Source organism: Amedibacillus sp. YH-ame10 (assembly GCF_053848885.1).
Window position 1 is genome coordinate 1 of record NZ_JBSPFA010000007.1, and the last position, 17,668, is coordinate 17,668.

Here is a 17,668-nt window from a genome sequence, read left to right on the forward strand (position 1 = left end):
CCTATGAAAGACATGGTAATACCCGTTTAATGTCTCTTGTGTATCAAAATAGGCTCCTACAACCGTTCCTGTTGAATCATCAACAGCTAAATGCAAATGCCATACTTCATTAGGGATCCAATGAAATGATGACGCATCCATTTGAATCATTTCACCCATGTATTTGGATCTTGATCTAGTAGGATGAGCATCTTTAGAATCAATCACAGCTATCGCTTCTTTTATTTCGTTTTTAACTTTCTCTGACTTGGTTACATCTAATTTTGTTTTTAATAATTTTTTCATAAATTTCTTAGTTTTTCTTTTGGCTTTAGGTGAAATGATACCTTCATCCCTTAGCCATCTATTAAGAGTTGTATCACTTATTTTATGACCAAGTTCTTCATTAACTATTTCGCAGAAGTGAGTAAAATTAGCATCACCATAGCCGTCGATATATAAATCGATAATTCTTTGCCTGATAGAGTTGTGGATTGTAGTCGAAGGATTTTTACCTCTATTACCATGTAGGAAACCTGCTTTACCTTCCAGTTTGTATTTTGTCAGTAATCGATTAACTGTACGTATAGTACATTTCAACTTGATAGCAACAGCTTTCTTATTCCCATTTGTATCTGATAAGTTTTTTATAATCTCATATTTATATTCTTCATTCATTCTTAATTCAACCTTTCTCATAATGACCTCCCTTAAGGAGATATTATATACTTTTATTAAATTACATTGGGACATTTTCAATATTGATACATTGAGACATTATCATTTTCGAATGAGATTTACATTTTCACACATGATTTATTTCTCTTCTGTTCTCCTTCATTTTCCTATATAATTAAGAAAGAACTTGCCATAATAAGAAAGTAAGGATGTGTCTTATGGAAAAAATTATTGTTGTATTTGCCGATTATGAAATTAAGGAAGAAGAAACAAATGAATTTTTGGAACTCGTAGCAGCTTGTGATATGGAAGTTGATGCGACTTTTACACAGCTTTTAAAACAGATTCATTTAAGAACTTTAATAGGAAAAGGAAAATGTGAAGAAATACTTGAATATTTACAAGAACATGAAATTAACATTGTACTTTTCCATAGAAACTTAAGCCCGATGCAAATACGAAATTTAGAAGAATATTGGAATGTAACCGTTATGGATCGTAGTGACTTGATTCTAGGAATATTCTCTAGACGTGCAATGTCTCCAACTGCTCGATTACAAATTGAAAGTGCACAATTAAAAAAACAACTGCCTAGGTTAGTCGGTGCAAACACTCAACTTGGTAGACAAAGTGCAAGTGGTAAAAACAAAGGTGCTGGAGAAAAACAATTAGAACTTGATCGAAGAAGAATCAAATCACGTATAGCACAAACTACACGTGATTTAAAAGAGTTGAAAGCACAACGAGGGACACAACGTAAAGCACGGCAGAAATCTCAACTTCCTTTGGTTTCCCTTGTTGGTTATACAAACGCTGGGAAATCGACAATTATGAATGCCTTGCTTTCTTATACGAGTCAAGATGATGAAAAAAAAGTATTAGAAAAAGATATGCTGTTTGCAACTTTAGATACTTCCATTCGTAGAATTGACCTTCCTCATGGGCGTTCCTTTTTGATAAGTGATACGGTAGGATTCGTTCGTGATTTACCACATGAACTTATTGAAGCCTTCCATTCTACATTAGAAGAGGTTACCTTTGCGGATTTACTTTTACAGATTGTTGATGTTTCGAGTGAGGATGTGACAAAGCAAATGGAAGTTACCAAAGCTACACTTGAGCGCATCCATGCTAGTAGCATAGAAATGATTACGGTATACAATCAATGCGATAAAGTAGATATTGCGTACCCATATGCAGATGAACACTCAGTTCACATCAGTGCGAAAGATGATAAAAGCATTGAAATACTAATAGAGACTATCTGCCATCATATCTTCCCTCAAACAACAAAAGTCTCCTTATGTATCCCCTACGAAAAAAGTGGTATGTATTCTCACCTACAAGAAAATGCATATATTATAAATAGAGAAGATCAAGAAGATGGCATGCATATTGAAGTGGAACTTGATGAAACCCTTCTTAAAACATATGAAAATTATGTCTTTCATCCTAATGAAAGAGAGTCCTAAATTCGACTCTCTTTTTCTCATATTTGATGTAGAATACTTCCTCATTCAATAATCGATTATAATTTTCTCTTAATATCTTTTGGTTTTAATCCATTTGATCGTATTTGTTTTTTCCAGTTATAATGCGCTGCCATCTTGTAAAGGAACTTTGGGAAATTAGGTTCCACATATTGATCTATTACGGATTGTTTTTCACATATGTGTTTCGTTAGTTCTTGCATCGCTTTTCCTAAGTTTTTTTCTGGTCCATGTCCTAGTGGTGCGAAACGAACCATTTCGCCCCCACCAACACCAATCGCATATCCTTTTTGAAACCCACATGTTTTACACCAGTTCCATACCATAGAGATTGCCACATGATTTTGTTTAGCTTCATAAAATCCATTGTTCACAATCGCATATACTTTTAGTTTTGTATTGTGTATACCTGTACTTTTTATAACATTCAACAGATCGATGAGGGATGCTGGCATAGAATCCACATAAAGTGGGAAAGCAAGCACAAGGACATCGAGCTCTTTTAAACAATCACACAGTGAAGGTAAGGTTGCTTTTGTAAATATGGTAGCGTCTTGATGTTGAAGAGATTTAGAAAGTTCTTCTAATAGGTAATAAGAAGTACTATTCTTACAACGAGGACTTCCATTCAATAATGCAATTTTCATAAAAGCACCTCGTATACATCATTTACATCGTTATAAAAATGAACATGATGCTCTCTTGTATTCAAATTTAATGCATTCGCATCCACTAACTGTTTCGCAACTTCTTTTTCATCCTGTTCACACGGTCCATAAAAATACACATGCATAGCAAATTGTTTATCATAGCGCATTTGATGATGTGTTTCTTTATGGAATGTTCGAAAGTATGGCAATAAATAACCGATAGAACGATCAAGTACTGCTTTTATGTTTCTGGAATATCCGCCATATGTAATTGGTGAAATAATGATAAGCTTATCGATGGAGGATAGTTCTTTCGTAAAGTCGTTACAACGATCCTTAATACAACAGCTTCCTGGAGTTTTTATCCAACAAGAAAAACATCCAACACAATCCTTTACCGTTGGCAGTGCATGAAATAGTAAACTTTCTTGTTTCATCATTGGAAAGACATCCTCTCCAATATCATATAATATCATTTGTTTCATGTAATGAGTTCCTCTCGTCGTGACTACCTTTTTGTTTTGTCACCTTGTTCTTCATGAATATACATCCATTCTTGTACTTGTTTTATCGCTTTTTTTCGATCTTTATATATAAGAGGAGCCATGGACTCACTATATGTACGAGTCCCCCCTTCTAAGGCTTCTAATAATATATTGCACAATTGTGGTTTATAGCGTGCTATATGAACCGCATGTTGTATGCACGTTCTTGATGTAATAGCTTTTTCATCTTCCATGTGCGTAATATAGGCACCAATATATCGATCTACATAATTCCTTGTATCCCACTTTGCATGGAGGGCTAGTAATATAATCCCTCTTGTTCGAACATAAGAGTTTTCATGTTCCATCATTTCATAGAAGGTTTCCATATAAGCATACGCAAGATTGGATTGTTCCACTACCTGTAATAATCGTTTCAAAGATGCATATGCACTGTTTGCGTCTTTATTGTATAAATTTGCAATATCCTTTTCGATAGAATCCATATCTCATCACTCCTATCTTATGTATACATATGCTAGATATGAAAAGTTCTTCTTATATTAGTTCTTAGAGAATAGACTTGCGATGATAATTGGTGATATCACTTCCAAGTCTTTCAAACAATTCTTTTACTGTGATTTCTTTATTTTTAACTGCAGTAATTTCTTCGTTTGTTACACCGATGAATTGTATGAAATCAACACGACCAAAAGGTGTATCGATACCTTCTACCTCTTGATCAGGCACACTTATAAAGCCAGTGATATTGGATTTCATCTCACTATCAATGCCCTGTGTTTGCCCTGTATACAGATATTCATAAGGTTGAAATAGTTCCCCGTTTTGAAAAGTAACTCTCGCAATGGATTGTAAAATACCACAAATACAACGGATTTCTCCTTCTTCATCGCTATACGTATCTTTCTTTAACTTGAATGTAAATTCCATACCATATCCACTATATTCTAAGTTCTCACTCTCTTTTTCATAAAGTTCGCTTAACCCAAACGTAACGAAGTGCCAATACTCTTTTGATTCATAAATACTAATACCATCTAGTGGATCTTTTCCACCCAAACGCCATTTGATTAAAGTAGCATAATGCTTGGGATTTATTTGTTCTGGATATGTTTTAAGGAATGCTTTCTCGATAGCGTCCCAACCGACATGTGATTCCTCTTTTTGTTCTTCTACAACTTCACTTTGTTTCTTTTTTAATTTATCCAATAATCCCATATAGGTTTCCTTTCTTTATCGTATCGATTGATAAACACTTGATAATTCATCTATTAAATCAGATGGTAAAATACTATTTCCATCTTCCCGTTTCAACAATTCATCTGCACATTTTGCATGTACATATACGCCACAGGCACAAGCAGGAAGTGCTTGTTTCGATTGGGCAAAAAGACCCGCAATGATGCCACATAAGACATCTCCACTTCCACCTTTTGCCAAACTATGATTTCCTGCCGTATTTACATAAAGTTCTTTTCCATCACTGATATAGGTGTATTGATCCTTTAATGCTACTACCGCATGGTATTCATTGGCAAATTGTTTCACAATGGTGAATGGATCTTTTACAATATCTTGTACGACCAAGTTTGTTAAGTAGCTCATCTCTTTGGGATGTGGCGTTAAGATCGTTGGTGCACTTCTTTGTTTGAGTAAATCTAAATGTTTTGCACATTCATAGATAGCATCTCCATCTATTACACATGGTAGTTCTTGTTGTAGAACATAGGAAACTAAGGATTCTACATTCTTTCCTCTTCCCATACCATTTCCTATCACAATCATATCATAATCCTGTATACATTCTTTTAATCTATCAATGGCATTAGGCGCAAAGAATCCATCGTTGGATGGTACAGATACAAGCATACATTCTTCTATTTTCTGTGATAAAACAGGAACAATAACATCTGGAAGAAATAATGTCAATATGCCAACGCCACTTCGTAACATACTTTTTGCACACAAAGTCAATGCTCCATGCATGGAAACACTTCCCCCAATTAACAATACTTTTCCATAACTACCTTTATGAGAATGAGCTTTACGTATTGGTAACATTTCTTTTGCTAGGCTATCCTCCAAAATGGAATAGGTTGTGATTTTTTGTAAAGCTTGTGAAGGTATCCCAATCGATTTAATATACATAGTACCACAATGTTGAGAACCAGGATAAATAAATTGACCAAGTGTTGCGCATGCAAAGGTAATGGTTGTGGTTGCTTTTATTGCACACCCCATCACTTCACCTGTATCTGAATGAATACCACTTGGAATATCTACTGATAACACAGCAACTCCACTTTCTGTAATTGCTTGTATCATCGTGGCATCCTTACCTTGGATTGGACGCGAAAGACCCGTTCCATATAGGGCATCTACAATTAAATCTTGACGAGCTAGTAAAGAACATAGGTGCTCTATTTCCATTTCTTTTTCTATCGTATTCCCTGTTTCTCTCCAACGTTGGGCATACACCATTGCGTCTTGTGACAAGGATGTTTCTTCTACATTGCATAACACACGTATATGAGCATAGCCATCTTCTTGTAATATGCTTGCTAAAGCAAATCCATCTCCTCCGTTATTCCCAGGTCCACATACAATACAAATACAATCTTCCTTATGATAGTTTTCATCAATATATGTTTTTAAAGTACATGCTGCTTGTTTCATCAATTGTAAAGACGGAATAAGATAGTCTGAAATAGCAATTTGATCTAATGCACGCATATCCTTCGTAGACACAATAAACATACTCATTCCTCATTTCTATATTCTTATTATAATACGCTTTTCATGATTTTGAAAAAGAAGTTTTTTCATCGTAATTTATTTGCTTGTGAAATATTTAACATTTTCTTTTCTTCAACTTGTCAAGGCAGTACAGTTGCGTTATAATAAGATAGCTAAAAGCATTCCTTATGGGAGGTTATTATGAAAAAAACAATTGTATTGGGAGTCAGTGGTGGAATCGCCGCTTTCAAAGCTGCACAGTTGACCAGTGATTTAATCAAAAAGGGGTATGATGTTGAAGTCATAATGACGCAGAATGCAACTGAGTTCATTTCCCCATTAACATTTGAATCTCTTACCAAACATAATGTTATGGTTTCTACCTTTGAAAAGGTAGCAGATCGTAGCGTAAAACATATATCCATTGCACAACGTGCAGATCTCTTTGTCATTGTACCAGCGAGTGCGAATGTCATTGCGAAAGTTGTTCATGGAATAGCGGATGATATGTTAACAACAACTTTTCTAGCTGCTTCTTGTAAGAAAATGATTTGCCCTGCAATGAATACCAATATGTATGAAAATCCGGTTACGCAAAGTAATCTAGCAGCCTGCTTATCTTTAGGATATGAGTTAATCGAACCTGCTACTGGTTTGTTAGCGTGTGGAGATGTTGGCAAAGGAAAACTAGCGGATCTTGAAAACATTATGGAACATATTGAACATGCCTTAGATACAAGTGATATTTTACAAGGAAAACGTGTTCTAGTAACGGCCGGTCCTACACAAGAAGCATTGGATCCTGTGCGTTTTATTTCCAATCATTCCTCTGGAAAGATGGGGTATGAAATTGCGCGTGCCGCAAGAAATATGGGAGCGGAAGTAACGCTTATTTCTGGACCTTGTAATTTACAACCTCCCCTTGATATCAATGTAATACATATTAAAAGTGCGATGGATATGATGGAAGCCGTACAAGATTTATATGCGACTCAAGACTTTATCATCAAAGCTGCAGCGGTTGGTGATTATCGTGCCCAAAGCATCGCAGATAATAAAATAAAAAAACAAGGCGATACCTTAAACATCGAATTTATAAAAAATCCTGATATCCTTGCCTACCTTGGAGAACATAAAAAAAATCATCAACTGTTATGTGGGTTTGCGATGGAAACACAAGATTTATTACAAAACGCCAAAGCAAAATTAGAAAAGAAACATTGCGATATGATCATTGCGAACAATCTATTAGTAGAAGGAGCTGGTTTCCAGCATGATACCAATGTAGTGACGATGATTGAAAAAGAAAAACATACAGACTTTACACGTATGAGTAAATATGACATTGGAGTAGCTATATTGCACCGTCTATTAGAAATTCACAATGAGAAAGAAGGAAAAGGTTCATGCTAGTTGTTATCGATATAGGAAATACAAATATAACGGTTGGTATTTATAAAGAAGATCGTTTGATAGGAAACTATCGTTTGACTACAAAATTGAAGAGAACAAGTGATGAATATGGATTTATGATTATGAACTTCTTATCTGCTTCAAAAGTAGAAATAAAAGATATTCAAGATGTCATTATTAGTAGTGTTGTCCCTATGATCATGCACTCTTTTATCAATAGTATTCGTAAATATATGAACAAAGAACCAATCATTGTAGGACCTGGTATCAAAACTGGTATTTCTGTAAATGCAGAAAATCCAAAAGCAGTAGGATCTGATCGAATCGTAGATGCTGCTGGTGCTTATCATGAATATGGTGGTCCTTGTCTTGTTGTAGATTTTGGAACAGCAACTACCTATGACTACGTAGATGAACGTGGAAACTTTGAATTTGGTGTCATTACGTTAGGACTAGAAACAAGTGCGCAAGCCATGTGGACACAAGCCGCAAAACTTCCTGAAATTGAAATCAAGAAACCAAAATCCATTTTGAATAAAACAACAACTACAAGTATGCAAGCTGGGCTTATCTATGGTTATATTGGACAAAGTGAATACATCATTAAGAAATTCAAAGAGGCTATTGGAAGTAATATGAAAGTTATTGCGACTGGAGGTCTTGGAAAGATTATTTATAAGAACACGGATGAAATTGATGTATATGATCGTGATTTGACATTTAAAGGATTAAAATGTATTTATGAGAAGTATACTGCAGATAAAGTAAATCGTAAGTAATAAAGGCATGAACACTCATGTCTTTTTCTTCATGCTTTGATGCTCAAAGCTATAAAAACATTGTGAAATTTGTTATAATCTATAATATAGATAAAGAAAGGGGCTGGGAGTATGCGAAAAATTTGGAAAGAATTGATTAGTATTTTATGTTTTATTAGTATTTATGGAATTTTGATATATGAACACGAAAAACATATGGGGAATGTTGTCGTGAAAGAGATTCCATATATATTAATACTTTTATTCTCTGTTGTGGTTATTTTATGGAGTATTGATAAAATGAAGGTGTACCAACAGAAATCTAAATTGAATCGAAAAATGCAAGATTTATGTGATCAATATGATTTTGAATACGATGAAAATGAACATACGTTAAGCAACTGTGAAAGTTTATTGGATCAATTCAATCAACAACTAAAACAAGATGAATTAAATTTGGATACCTTTGAATATCGTTATCGAAAAATTGCGGATATTACTGGATTGATTATCTTTGAGTATAACTTTGCAAATGATACGATTTGTGATTCATTGAATTGGCATGCAGTTGGAAATGCCCACCAATTTGTTGAAGAATCAATTCAACATGAAATTGTACATCCTGAGGATGCAGAGCTCTTTCGCAATTACTTTACCAATCCACCTATTGTTGGTGCGATTAGTGAAATCCATATTCGATTACGTACAAAGAATGATCCTACCTACTACATAACGGATATACGTGGAATTGTATTAGAAGGACTTAATGGAGAAGCAGAGAAGATTATAGGAAGTCGAATTCAAAGAGGAAAAGCATAAAAAAATACAGCTAAACTGTATTTTTTTATAACCTCTTTTCAAAGTTACCACTAATACTCATACCTTCATTAAAGATAATAAACGCATTAGGATCAATTGATAAGATAATTTTTTTCAATTGTGATACTTCATATTTATTGATGACAGTCATCAATACAAAGGTATCCGTTTTGGTATAGGCACCAGCGCCTTTCCAATAGGTAACCCCTCTTCTTGTCTCTTTCAAAATAGATTCTTGAACTTTATCATTCTTTGTAAAGATCATTGCGGTCATATTGATGTTTTGATAATGAATCTTATCCACCATCATATACATACATGCCGTATAGATAATAGAATATATAGCAGTGGATATAGTAAATAATAATGCACAACACACATAAATCAAAGCATTTACAACAATGGATAATTTCCCAACAGAGAAATTCGATTTCTTAGCGAAGTATACACCAAGGATATCCAATCCTCCTCCACTTCCCCCACTTCTAAGTGCCAACCCAATACCAAAACCACCAATCAATCCACCAATTAAACAAGCTGCTAGTACATCATCAATAATAGGTTTAGATGGAATCATCACGACAGTGAATGCAAGTGTTTGAGCAAGTACACATAATAACGTCTTTATAAAGAAACGTCTTGAGATACTACGATATGCCATAATAAAGAGCGGTACATTCATCGCAAAGTTAATAATACCCGCAATATCAAAACCACCAAAATCTAAATGCGCATATTGAGATAAAACAGAACGAATGATTTGCGCAATACCAATCACTCCTCCTGTATATAAATTAAGAGGTACAATAAATAGGTTTACACCAGCTGCAAATATAAATCCTCCAAAAATTACGTACGCATACTTTATATATTCTTCATTCTTTGTATTCATAAATATTCTCCCTGTATTAAACGCTAAAATTATAACATAAAAGTCGACCAGTGCAAGCACTCATCGACTTTCTTTTTATTTCCCTTGTTGGATACAATCCCCTTCAATATGTTTGATTCTACAAGTACTATCATAGCGTAAGGTTCCATTACAATAAATAGTATCTACAACACAGTGGCTACTCAAGACAATGTCTGTTGCGCTAATAGAATGACATGTTAAATTCTGTGCAGTTAGCTTACTACATTCAATGTTGTTCGCACGATTCATTTTTTCAAACAACTTATTATGTCCAAAATGAAAGAGGCCTCTAACTCCCATATACCCATAGTCTATTGTAATCTCATCACCGAATAAATCATTGATACTTGCACATCCTTCAATGATTACTCGATCAGCATTCACTTCTCCACTATTTTTCAACATTCCTTCTACACGAATTTCATTCGCATAGATTTTACGATCTTCTGTTCTCAACATACCTTCGATGTTAAGTTGTTTTACGCGTATATCCCCTTTTACTTTGAACATACCTTCGATATTTAAAAGACCACCCTTTAAATTTTGATCCGCATTACACGTACCTTCTATTTCCATAGTTTCAAATTCTACATTCCCTCTGATTTTCCCAACACCCTCTACTTTTATACGACCATAACTTCCTTCACTGATCGTCCCTAATCCCTCAATCTTTATATCCATCTGCTGTGTAGTCATACCATTTCACTCTCTTTCTAAATAATAAGCGTATTCCAATACATATACATCCGATTGCCACGAAAATCGGAAAACTCAATTTATAATCAATCCATCCATTCGCATTTGCTAAGAAGTAACATCCAAATAATAACATACCCATATTTGCGATATAGAATCCATAATCAATTATACCGATAATCGCAGGTATGATCAAAAACATAGTCCACCAACCTGGAAAGAAAATTGTAAACTCCCACCATTTCATTTGGTCTCCCAAATATCCAACACCGATTCCAATAAAGATCAAACCAATCAATATTTGTTTGGTGCGAAAACTTAAACGTCCTATCATTCTTTTATCCTCCTAAAATGTACTTTGATACTTTAGCTTGATAGCGCTACTGATATCTTGTAAACTTATTTCTTTCATTACTTGTATACGTTTATCCAAGAACTGTGTATTTTTATCTTGTACGAGTATCATATAGTAGTCTTCCTTCACTTTGATAAGCAATAAGGTATAATCAATACTGTTCAATCCTTGTAAATTCATTGTCATATACGTTATTAAATCTTTAATCGTTGTTTCATCCAATGTATATTCTTCCACACATTTGCTATAGGCAACCATTAAAATCACTTCACTATAACTAAATTCATCTTTTTGTAAACTATCCATGAATCCAGCGACAACTTGATCATCCAATTCTTTGATTTGTTCTAATGCCTCTTCATCGAATGTTTCACTACTGTGTGTAGGATTTAACATCTTCGATAATTCATCTAACGAGTATACATCTTTCAATTGTTGAATCATTTCAATTCTCTTTAAAATCTCTTCCCTAGGAAAATATGTTTCCTGTCCTGTGTAGGAAGAACGTTTTTCAAACCATTCCTCTGGAATCAAACCTTCGCGTTTCCAACGATATAGTTGTCCATAAGAGATTTTCGTTTCTTCCAATAAATCTTTCTTTGATATCTCCATAAGTCACCTTCTAACGTAACAATGTTTTGTTACACTCATATATTAGCATAACATTGTTACATTGTAAATAGATTTGTATAATTTTTTTATTTTATACGAAACCGTTTTCACTTATCGGATAATAAAAGCATTCGAAAAAAGCTAGGTAAAAATTACCACAAAGTTATTGACCGGTGGTCATTTTAGGTTTAAACTAATACAATGTAATGATTAAGGAGGTACTTTTTATGGAGACACTAGATAAATCCGCACGTATCCAACAAGCTGCGATTGCCCTCTTCAAGGAACAAGGCGTAGAGTCTACTTCTGTTAATGAAATCGTAAAAAGAGCCAATGTTGCAAAAGGAACATTCTATTTGTATTACAAAGATAAGAGTGCTTTGATTTCGCAAATTCTAACGAAACAACATGGGACCTTAATCAATGAGATAGTCAATAGATCGTATGAGAAATCAAAGAAACAAGGATCTTGTTGGAAACAAACCTTTGTAGAAGAATTGATTCAAAATCATCGTTGTAACCCTTTATTATTAAAGACCATTCAAAAAAATATGCCCTACATATTAGATACAGAAGAACATAGAAGTATTGTCTTTAAAGAAGTAGAACGCCTTGAAGAATTCTTGAGTCTGTGGAAACGTGAAGGTGAAGAAGATCGTATGACATTGAATCGTATGATGTTGTTAATGGAAATTGTAAGTGTTATTTGTTACAATGCCCTATCCTTTGATCACCCAGATATATTAGAAAATTTATTACCTGAAGTAAAACGTGTAGCAAAATGCATTATGGATAGTGAGGTGGATATTCGTGAGTTATAAATTAGGAATTGATGTTGGATCTACAACATTAAAAGCTGTGGTCTTAAATGATCATGATGATATCATATACAAAAGCTATGAGCGTCATAAATCCAAAGTAAGAGAAATGAGTGTTACAAAGATTCAAGAGTTAAGAGAGTTACTTGAAGGACAAGAAATCACCTTAGCTATTACAGGGAGTGCTGGATTGGGTATCGCAAATGATGCCAACTTCCCTTTTGTACAAGAAGTGTTTGCTAGTGCACAAGCTGTAAAGAAATATTATCCACAAACTGATGTCGTAATTGAACTAGGTGGAGAAGATGCCAAAATCATCTTTTTAAGAGGTGCTTTAGAAGAACGTATGAATTCTACTTGTGCTGGTGGAACAGGAGCGTTTATCGACCAGATGGCTACCTTGTTGAATGTTGATTTAGAAACTATGGATACACTATCTTTACAACATACAACCTTGTATCCAATTGCTTCTCGTTGTGGAGTATTTGCGAAAAGTGATGTACAACCCTTAATCAATCAAGGGTGTGAAAAAAGTAATTTAGCCGCAAGTATTTTTCAAGCCGTAGTGGATCAAAGCATTGCGGGTTTGGCCCAAGGACGTAACATTGAAGGAAATGTTTTATTTTTAGGTGGACCCCTTCATTTTATGAAGGGACTACAAGAGCGTTTCATGGAAACTTTACATCTAGATGATACACAAGCAAACTTTCCTGAATTATCCCCTTATTTCGTTGCTTTAGGAAGTGCTGTGTATGCAGGAAGTGAATCCAAGACATACCGTTATGATGAAATTTTAAAACGTATGCAAGAAATGTCTGTTAAGAAAGTAGAAACTGCTGGATTACCTACCCTATTTGAAAACGATGAAGAATACCTTGATTTTATAAATCGCCATCATCATGCGAAAGTAAAAAAAGCAGATATTCATACCTATATAGGAAATGCTTATCTTGGAATTGATGCAGGAAGTACAACTACAAAGCTTGTTTTGATTGATGAAGATTGTAAAATTTTATATGAAAGTTATACAAGCAACCAAGGAAATCCTGTAGATGTTATAAAACAAGAACTCTTAAACATCTATGAACAAATAGAAGATCGTATCAAGATTACACAAAGTGCTGTGACTGGATATGGAGAAGAACTAATCAAACGTGCTTTTCATTTAGATATCGGTATCGTGGAAACCATTGCACACTATACGGCTGCTAAACATTTTAATCCAAATGTTGATTTCATTATCGATATCGGTGGACAAGATATGAAGTGCTTTCGAATCAAAGATAATTCCATCGATGATATTTTACTAAACGAAGCTTGTTCGAGTGGTTGTGGAAGTTTCATTGAAACCTTTGCGAAAAGCATGGGGCATGATATTCAAGCTTTTGCACAAATGGGGCTTATGGGAAAACACCCTGTTGATTTAGGAACACGTTGTACTGTATTTATGAATTCTTCTGTAAAACAAGCACAGAAAAATGGTGCTTCTATGGAAGATATATCCGCTGGTCTATGCATGAGTGTCGTAAAGAACGCCCTATATAAAGTCATCCGCGCCAAGAGTGCAGATGATATTGGAAAAGAAATTGTTGTACAAGGTGGAACGTTCCTAAATGATACTGTACTACGAAGTTTTGAGATTGAATTAGGTAGACAAGTGATACGTCCTAGCATTGCCCATTTAATGGGAGCTTATGGAGCTGCCTTACTTGCGAAAGAAAAACACAAAGAAACAAGTACAATCCTTTCTCATGAAGACATCAAAAACTTTACACACACTTCCAAAGCCATTCATTGTGGTTTGTGTACCAATCGTTGTAATTTAACAGTGAACACGTTCTATGATGGTTCTAAACACATTGCAGGAAATAAGTGTGAACGTCCAATTACAGGAAAAGGAAACAGTGAAAAGCTTCCAAACTTATATGAATTTAAATATGAAGAGCTTATGAAATTAAAAGGCTATCCTGGAGTTCGTGGAAAGATTGGCATCCCGATGGTACTCAATATGTATGACAACTTACCATTCTGGCATTCTTTCTTTACCAATCTTGGATATGAAGTCGTATTAAGTGATCGCTCAAGTAAGGCCTTATATGCTATGGGACAACACACGATATCTTCCGATACCATTTGTTATCCTGCAAAACTAGTACATGGACATATCCAATCCCTAATCAATAAAGGTATCTCTACAATCTTCTATCCTTGTATGAGTTATAACGTAAACGAAGGTATGGGTGATAATCACTATAATTGCCCTGTCGTTGCCTATTATCCAGAAGTAATCGAAGGAAATATGGATTTACAAACTACAAACTTCCTATATCCATATGTATACATGGACGATAAATCCACATTTGATAAAAAACTGTTTGCTTACTTCCAACAAAAACAAATGGGAATATCCTATCAAGAAGTACGTGCAGCTAGCACCCACGCCTATCTTGCCTATGATGCATATAAAGATAAAGTAAAAGAAGAAGGAAAACGTGCTATGCAGTATGCAAAAGAGCATGGTAGAGATATGATTCTATTAGCAGGAAGACCTTACCATATTGATCCACAAGTCAATCATGGAATTCATCGCTTATTAAGTGATCTTGGATGTGTTATCCTAAGTGAAGATTGTATCGAAAAACAACCAACCATGCCAAAACTACATACGTTGAATCAATGGACCTTCCACTCTCGCATGTATAACGCAGCACAATTTGTCACAACCCAAGAGAATATGGAACTCATTCAACTCGTTAGCTTTGGGTGTGGAATTGATTCCATTACATCAGATGAAGTCAAAGATTTATTAAGAGACAACAACAAATTATATACCCAAATAAAAATAGATGAAGTAGATAATTTAGGAGCTGTAAAGATCCGTTGTCGTTCCCTATTAGCCGCAATGGATGAAAGGAAGGGTGATGAAAAATGAATCGTGTAGAATTTACAAAAGAAATGAAAAAAACACATACTATTTTGGTTCCCATGATGTTACCTATTCATTTTGCATTCCTACAAAACATCTTACAAAAAGATGGTTATAAAGTAGAAATACTAAAAACAGAAGGACAACAAATCATTGATGAAGGTTTAAAAAATGTTCATAATGATACATGTTACCCTGCTTTATTGGTCATTGGTCAAATGATTGATGCGCTAAAAAGTGGAGCATATGATGTGGATCATGTAGCCCTTGCAATTACACAAACAGGTGGAGGATGCCGTGCATCAAATTACATCCACCTTCTTCGTAAAGCATTGATACAAGCTGGCTTTGCACACGTGCCAGTTATCTCCGTTAACTTTTCCAATCTAGAAAAGAACAGTGGATTTAAACTAACTCCAAAAATTTTATTACGCATCATATATGCCTTTTTATATTCTGATATGTTGATGTGGATTAAAAACCAATGTAAACCTTATGAGGTTATCAAAGGAAGTGCAGATGCGCTTGTTACAACATGGGTGGAAACAATCACTGCGCAATTTGATACCTTTCAGTTTCTGCGTTTGAAGAAAAATTATAGAGAAATGCTTCATGATTTCGCTTCCATTGAACGTAGTACAAAACCAAAGATTCAAGTTGGCATTGTTGGTGAAATCTATATGAAATACGCTCCACTTGGAAATGGAGACTTAGAAGATTTCCTTATCAAAGAAGGATGTGAACCTGTCCTTTCTGGAGTCATGGATTTTGCATTATACTGTTTAGAAAATTCCTGCATTGACCATGAATACTACAACCACCATAAATGGAGTCATATGTTCATACGATTAGCAAATACGTATATTCAACATTTACAAAGTTCTGCCAATATCACCATCAAAGAACAAGGAGTTTTTCGTGAACCAGATACCTTCAAAGAAGTCATTGCTTGTAGTGAAGGTATTATAAATCGTGGAAATAAGATGGGAGAAGGTTGGCTATTAACAAGTGAAATGGTTGCGCTTATCAAACAAGGAATCAATAATATTGTATGTTGTCAACCATTTGGCTGTCTACCGAATCATATTGTCGCTAAAGGAATGACAAGAAAACTAAAAACAATTTATCCAAATGCAAACATCGTTGCGGTTGATTATGATCCAAGCGCCACCAAGGTGAATCAAGAAAACCGTTTAAAGCTTATGTTATCTAACGCACGTTTGAATGAACAATTTTATGGAAGTGATGAAGTAAACCTAGAACATGATAATGCACATGCGTATGCATATGAATCAAGATAAAACAAAACAGACACCATTTCGATTATGAGATGGTGTCTATTTCTTTTCTTAATTTATTCCTCTTTTGATAATACAATACTTGCAATACCACATAACAACCCAGCAATTGGGAAGACTAGCCAAGAACGATCCCAACTATCCCCCATAAAACTCCATGTAAGATACACAATCACTGCGCCAATCATAATGCACCCACACCATTTTCCAACCTTGCTTTCCCTCTTTGCCTTCGCAAGTTCTTCTTCACTTTTAGGAATGGTATCTGTAAACTTTGACTTCATCATACCGAAGTATACAAAGTTCACAACCGCAATATCAATCATGAACATCCAAACCCCATTTGCGATATTTTCTGCTATCATTAAATCCAACAGTATTTGAACAGCAAAGGATATTAAGATAATACCAACCCCTACAACCATAGAGATGCGATACTTACGCTCATTTTCTTCAATCTCTTCTTCTGTATAAATATTCTGTGGCTTCTTTGGATATTTTTTTTGGAAAGCATCGGATTGCATACCATAATAAATAAACACCAATACCCCAATCGCAACACATACAAAGAAAGTAATTCCTAATATATCTTCCTGTTCACCTACAAAATATGGTTCTAAAAATGCCCCAGACACAATCCCCAACAATACCATGAAAACTCCAAAAGAGATTGCCTTTGCCATACGATTACAATGCAAATCATACTTTTGTATGCCTACCATATATCTCTCTCGCACATCCCCTTTTAATAACTCATCCAAACTTGTACGAAACAAATCACATAAAGCCATCAGTTTATCCAATTCTGGATACCCACTTCCATTCTCCCACTTGCTAACAGCTTGTCTAGATACGTTTAGTTTATCCGCTAACTCTTCTTGTGAATAGCCATTCTGTTTTCTTAATTCTTTTAAATTTTCCTCAAATTTCATCTTTTTCACCTCACCAATATCGTACCTATTTTACCCTTTAATCACTACCAACCTACGTTTGCACTTATGTAATTTTATGTCAACTTTGC

At 34.7% G+C, this 17,668-nt stretch carries 17 protein-coding genes and 1 pseudogene; 7 read left to right on the forward strand and 11 right to left on the reverse strand.

Annotated features, from left to right (window positions below; genetic code table 11):
- A pseudogene (locus tag ACWG42_RS04030) lies at positions 1-678 on the reverse strand (ISNCY family transposase); the annotation flags it as partial.
- 197 nt (positions 679-875) lie between these two features.
- On the opposite strand from ACWG42_RS04030, the gene hflX reads away from it, so the two are divergent.
- The gene (gene hflX, locus ACWG42_RS04035) at positions 876-2,129 is read left to right on the forward strand and encodes a GTPase HflX (protein WP_455790234.1); all 1,254 of its coding nucleotides are present in this window, start codon (positions 876-878) and stop codon (positions 2,127-2,129) included.
- Positions 2,130-2,185: 56 nt separating this feature from the next.
- On the opposite strand, the gene ACWG42_RS04040 is transcribed toward hflX, so the two are convergent.
- The 5 genes from ACWG42_RS04040 to ACWG42_RS04060 all read right to left on the reverse strand — a co-directional run bounded on the left by ACWG42_RS04040 (position 2,186) and on the right by ACWG42_RS04060 (position 6,060).
- Positions 2,186-2,794, reverse strand: a complete 609-nt coding sequence (locus ACWG42_RS04040) for a hypothetical protein (RefSeq protein ID WP_455790235.1) — start codon at positions 2,792-2,794, stop codon at positions 2,186-2,188.
- A complete protein-coding gene (locus tag ACWG42_RS04045; RefSeq protein WP_455790237.1) occupies positions 2,791-3,282 on the reverse strand; it encodes a hypothetical protein in 492 nt (163 codons plus the stop codon). Before ACWG42_RS04045 ends, ACWG42_RS04040 begins: the two co-directional genes overlap by 4 nt.
- 23 nt (positions 3,283-3,305) lie before the next feature.
- The gene (locus ACWG42_RS04050; protein WP_455790239.1) at positions 3,306-3,788 is read right to left on the reverse strand and encodes a hypothetical protein; all 483 of its coding nucleotides are present in this window, start codon (positions 3,786-3,788) and stop codon (positions 3,306-3,308) included.
- Positions 3,789-3,852: 64 nt separating this feature from the next.
- Positions 3,853-4,521, reverse strand: coding sequence for a suppressor of fused domain protein (locus tag ACWG42_RS04055; RefSeq protein ID WP_455790241.1), 669 nt, complete (start codon positions 4,519-4,521; stop codon positions 3,853-3,855).
- A gap of 15 nt (positions 4,522-4,536) precedes the next feature.
- Entirely contained in the window at positions 4,537-6,060 is a 1,524-nt protein-coding gene (locus ACWG42_RS04060) for an NAD(P)H-hydrate dehydratase (protein WP_455790243.1), read from the reverse strand.
- A gap of 180 nt (positions 6,061-6,240) precedes the next feature.
- On the opposite strand from ACWG42_RS04060, the gene coaBC reads away from it, so the two are divergent.
- From coaBC to ACWG42_RS04075, 3 genes are all read left to right on the forward strand, one after another.
- Entirely contained in the window at positions 6,241-7,452 is a 1,212-nt protein-coding gene (coaBC, locus tag ACWG42_RS04065; RefSeq protein WP_455790244.1) for a bifunctional phosphopantothenoylcysteine decarboxylase/phosphopantothenate--cysteine ligase CoaBC, read from the forward strand.
- Positions 7,446-8,231, forward strand: a complete 786-nt coding sequence (locus ACWG42_RS04070; protein WP_455790246.1) for a type III pantothenate kinase — start codon at positions 7,446-7,448, stop codon at positions 8,229-8,231. Before coaBC ends, ACWG42_RS04070 begins: the two co-directional genes overlap by 7 nt.
- A 111-nt stretch (positions 8,232-8,342) precedes the next feature.
- Entirely contained in the window at positions 8,343-9,029 is a 687-nt protein-coding gene (locus ACWG42_RS04075; RefSeq protein ID WP_455790247.1) for a hypothetical protein, read from the forward strand.
- 25 nt (positions 9,030-9,054) lie between these two features.
- Here the strand turns inward: ACWG42_RS04075 and ACWG42_RS04080 are convergent, their stop codons facing one another.
- The 4 genes from ACWG42_RS04080 to ACWG42_RS04095 all read right to left on the reverse strand — a co-directional run bounded on the left by ACWG42_RS04080 (position 9,055) and on the right by ACWG42_RS04095 (position 11,605).
- Positions 9,055-9,921, reverse strand: coding sequence for a YitT family protein (locus ACWG42_RS04080; RefSeq protein ID WP_455790248.1), 867 nt, complete (start codon positions 9,919-9,921; stop codon positions 9,055-9,057).
- A gap of 75 nt (positions 9,922-9,996) precedes the next feature.
- Positions 9,997-10,638: a polymer-forming cytoskeletal protein gene (locus tag ACWG42_RS04085; RefSeq protein ID WP_455790250.1), complete on the reverse strand. Its 642-nt coding sequence runs from the start codon at positions 10,636-10,638 to the stop codon at positions 9,997-9,999.
- Positions 10,607-10,972 carry a LiaF transmembrane domain-containing protein gene (locus ACWG42_RS04090; RefSeq protein ID WP_455790252.1) on the reverse strand — a complete coding sequence of 122 codons (366 nt, stop codon included), beginning with the start codon at positions 10,970-10,972 and terminating at the stop codon, positions 10,607-10,609. Before ACWG42_RS04090 ends, ACWG42_RS04085 begins: the two co-directional genes overlap by 32 nt.
- 12 nt (positions 10,973-10,984) lie before the next feature.
- Positions 10,985-11,605: a DUF4004 family protein gene (locus ACWG42_RS04095; RefSeq protein WP_455790254.1), complete on the reverse strand. Its 621-nt coding sequence runs from the start codon at positions 11,603-11,605 to the stop codon at positions 10,985-10,987.
- Positions 11,606-11,832: 227 nt separating this feature from the next.
- Here ACWG42_RS04095 and ACWG42_RS04100 point away from each other — a divergent pair, with 227 nt between their 5' ends.
- Genes ACWG42_RS04100 through ACWG42_RS04110 form a run of 3 tightly spaced genes read left to right on the forward strand, consistent with a single transcriptional unit; the run spans position 11,833 to position 16,650 of the window.
- On the forward strand, positions 11,833-12,426 hold the full coding sequence (locus tag ACWG42_RS04100) for a TetR/AcrR family transcriptional regulator (RefSeq protein WP_455790256.1): 594 nt from the start codon (positions 11,833-11,835) through the stop codon (positions 12,424-12,426).
- Positions 12,416-15,355 carry an acyl-CoA dehydratase activase-related protein gene (locus ACWG42_RS04105; protein WP_455790258.1) on the forward strand — a complete coding sequence of 980 codons (2,940 nt, stop codon included), beginning with the start codon at positions 12,416-12,418 and terminating at the stop codon, positions 15,353-15,355. Before ACWG42_RS04100 ends, ACWG42_RS04105 begins: the two co-directional genes overlap by 11 nt.
- Positions 15,352-16,650 carry a 2-hydroxyglutaryl-CoA dehydratase gene (locus ACWG42_RS04110; protein ID WP_455790259.1) on the forward strand — a complete coding sequence of 433 codons (1,299 nt, stop codon included), beginning with the start codon at positions 15,352-15,354 and terminating at the stop codon, positions 16,648-16,650. Before ACWG42_RS04105 ends, ACWG42_RS04110 begins: the two co-directional genes overlap by 4 nt.
- Positions 16,651-16,703: 53 nt before the next feature.
- On the opposite strand, the gene ACWG42_RS04115 is transcribed toward ACWG42_RS04110, so the two are convergent.
- A complete protein-coding gene (locus ACWG42_RS04115) occupies positions 16,704-17,579 on the reverse strand; it encodes a helix-turn-helix domain-containing protein (protein WP_455790261.1) in 876 nt (291 codons plus the stop codon).
- Between the last annotated feature and the right edge of the window lie 89 nt (positions 17,580-17,668).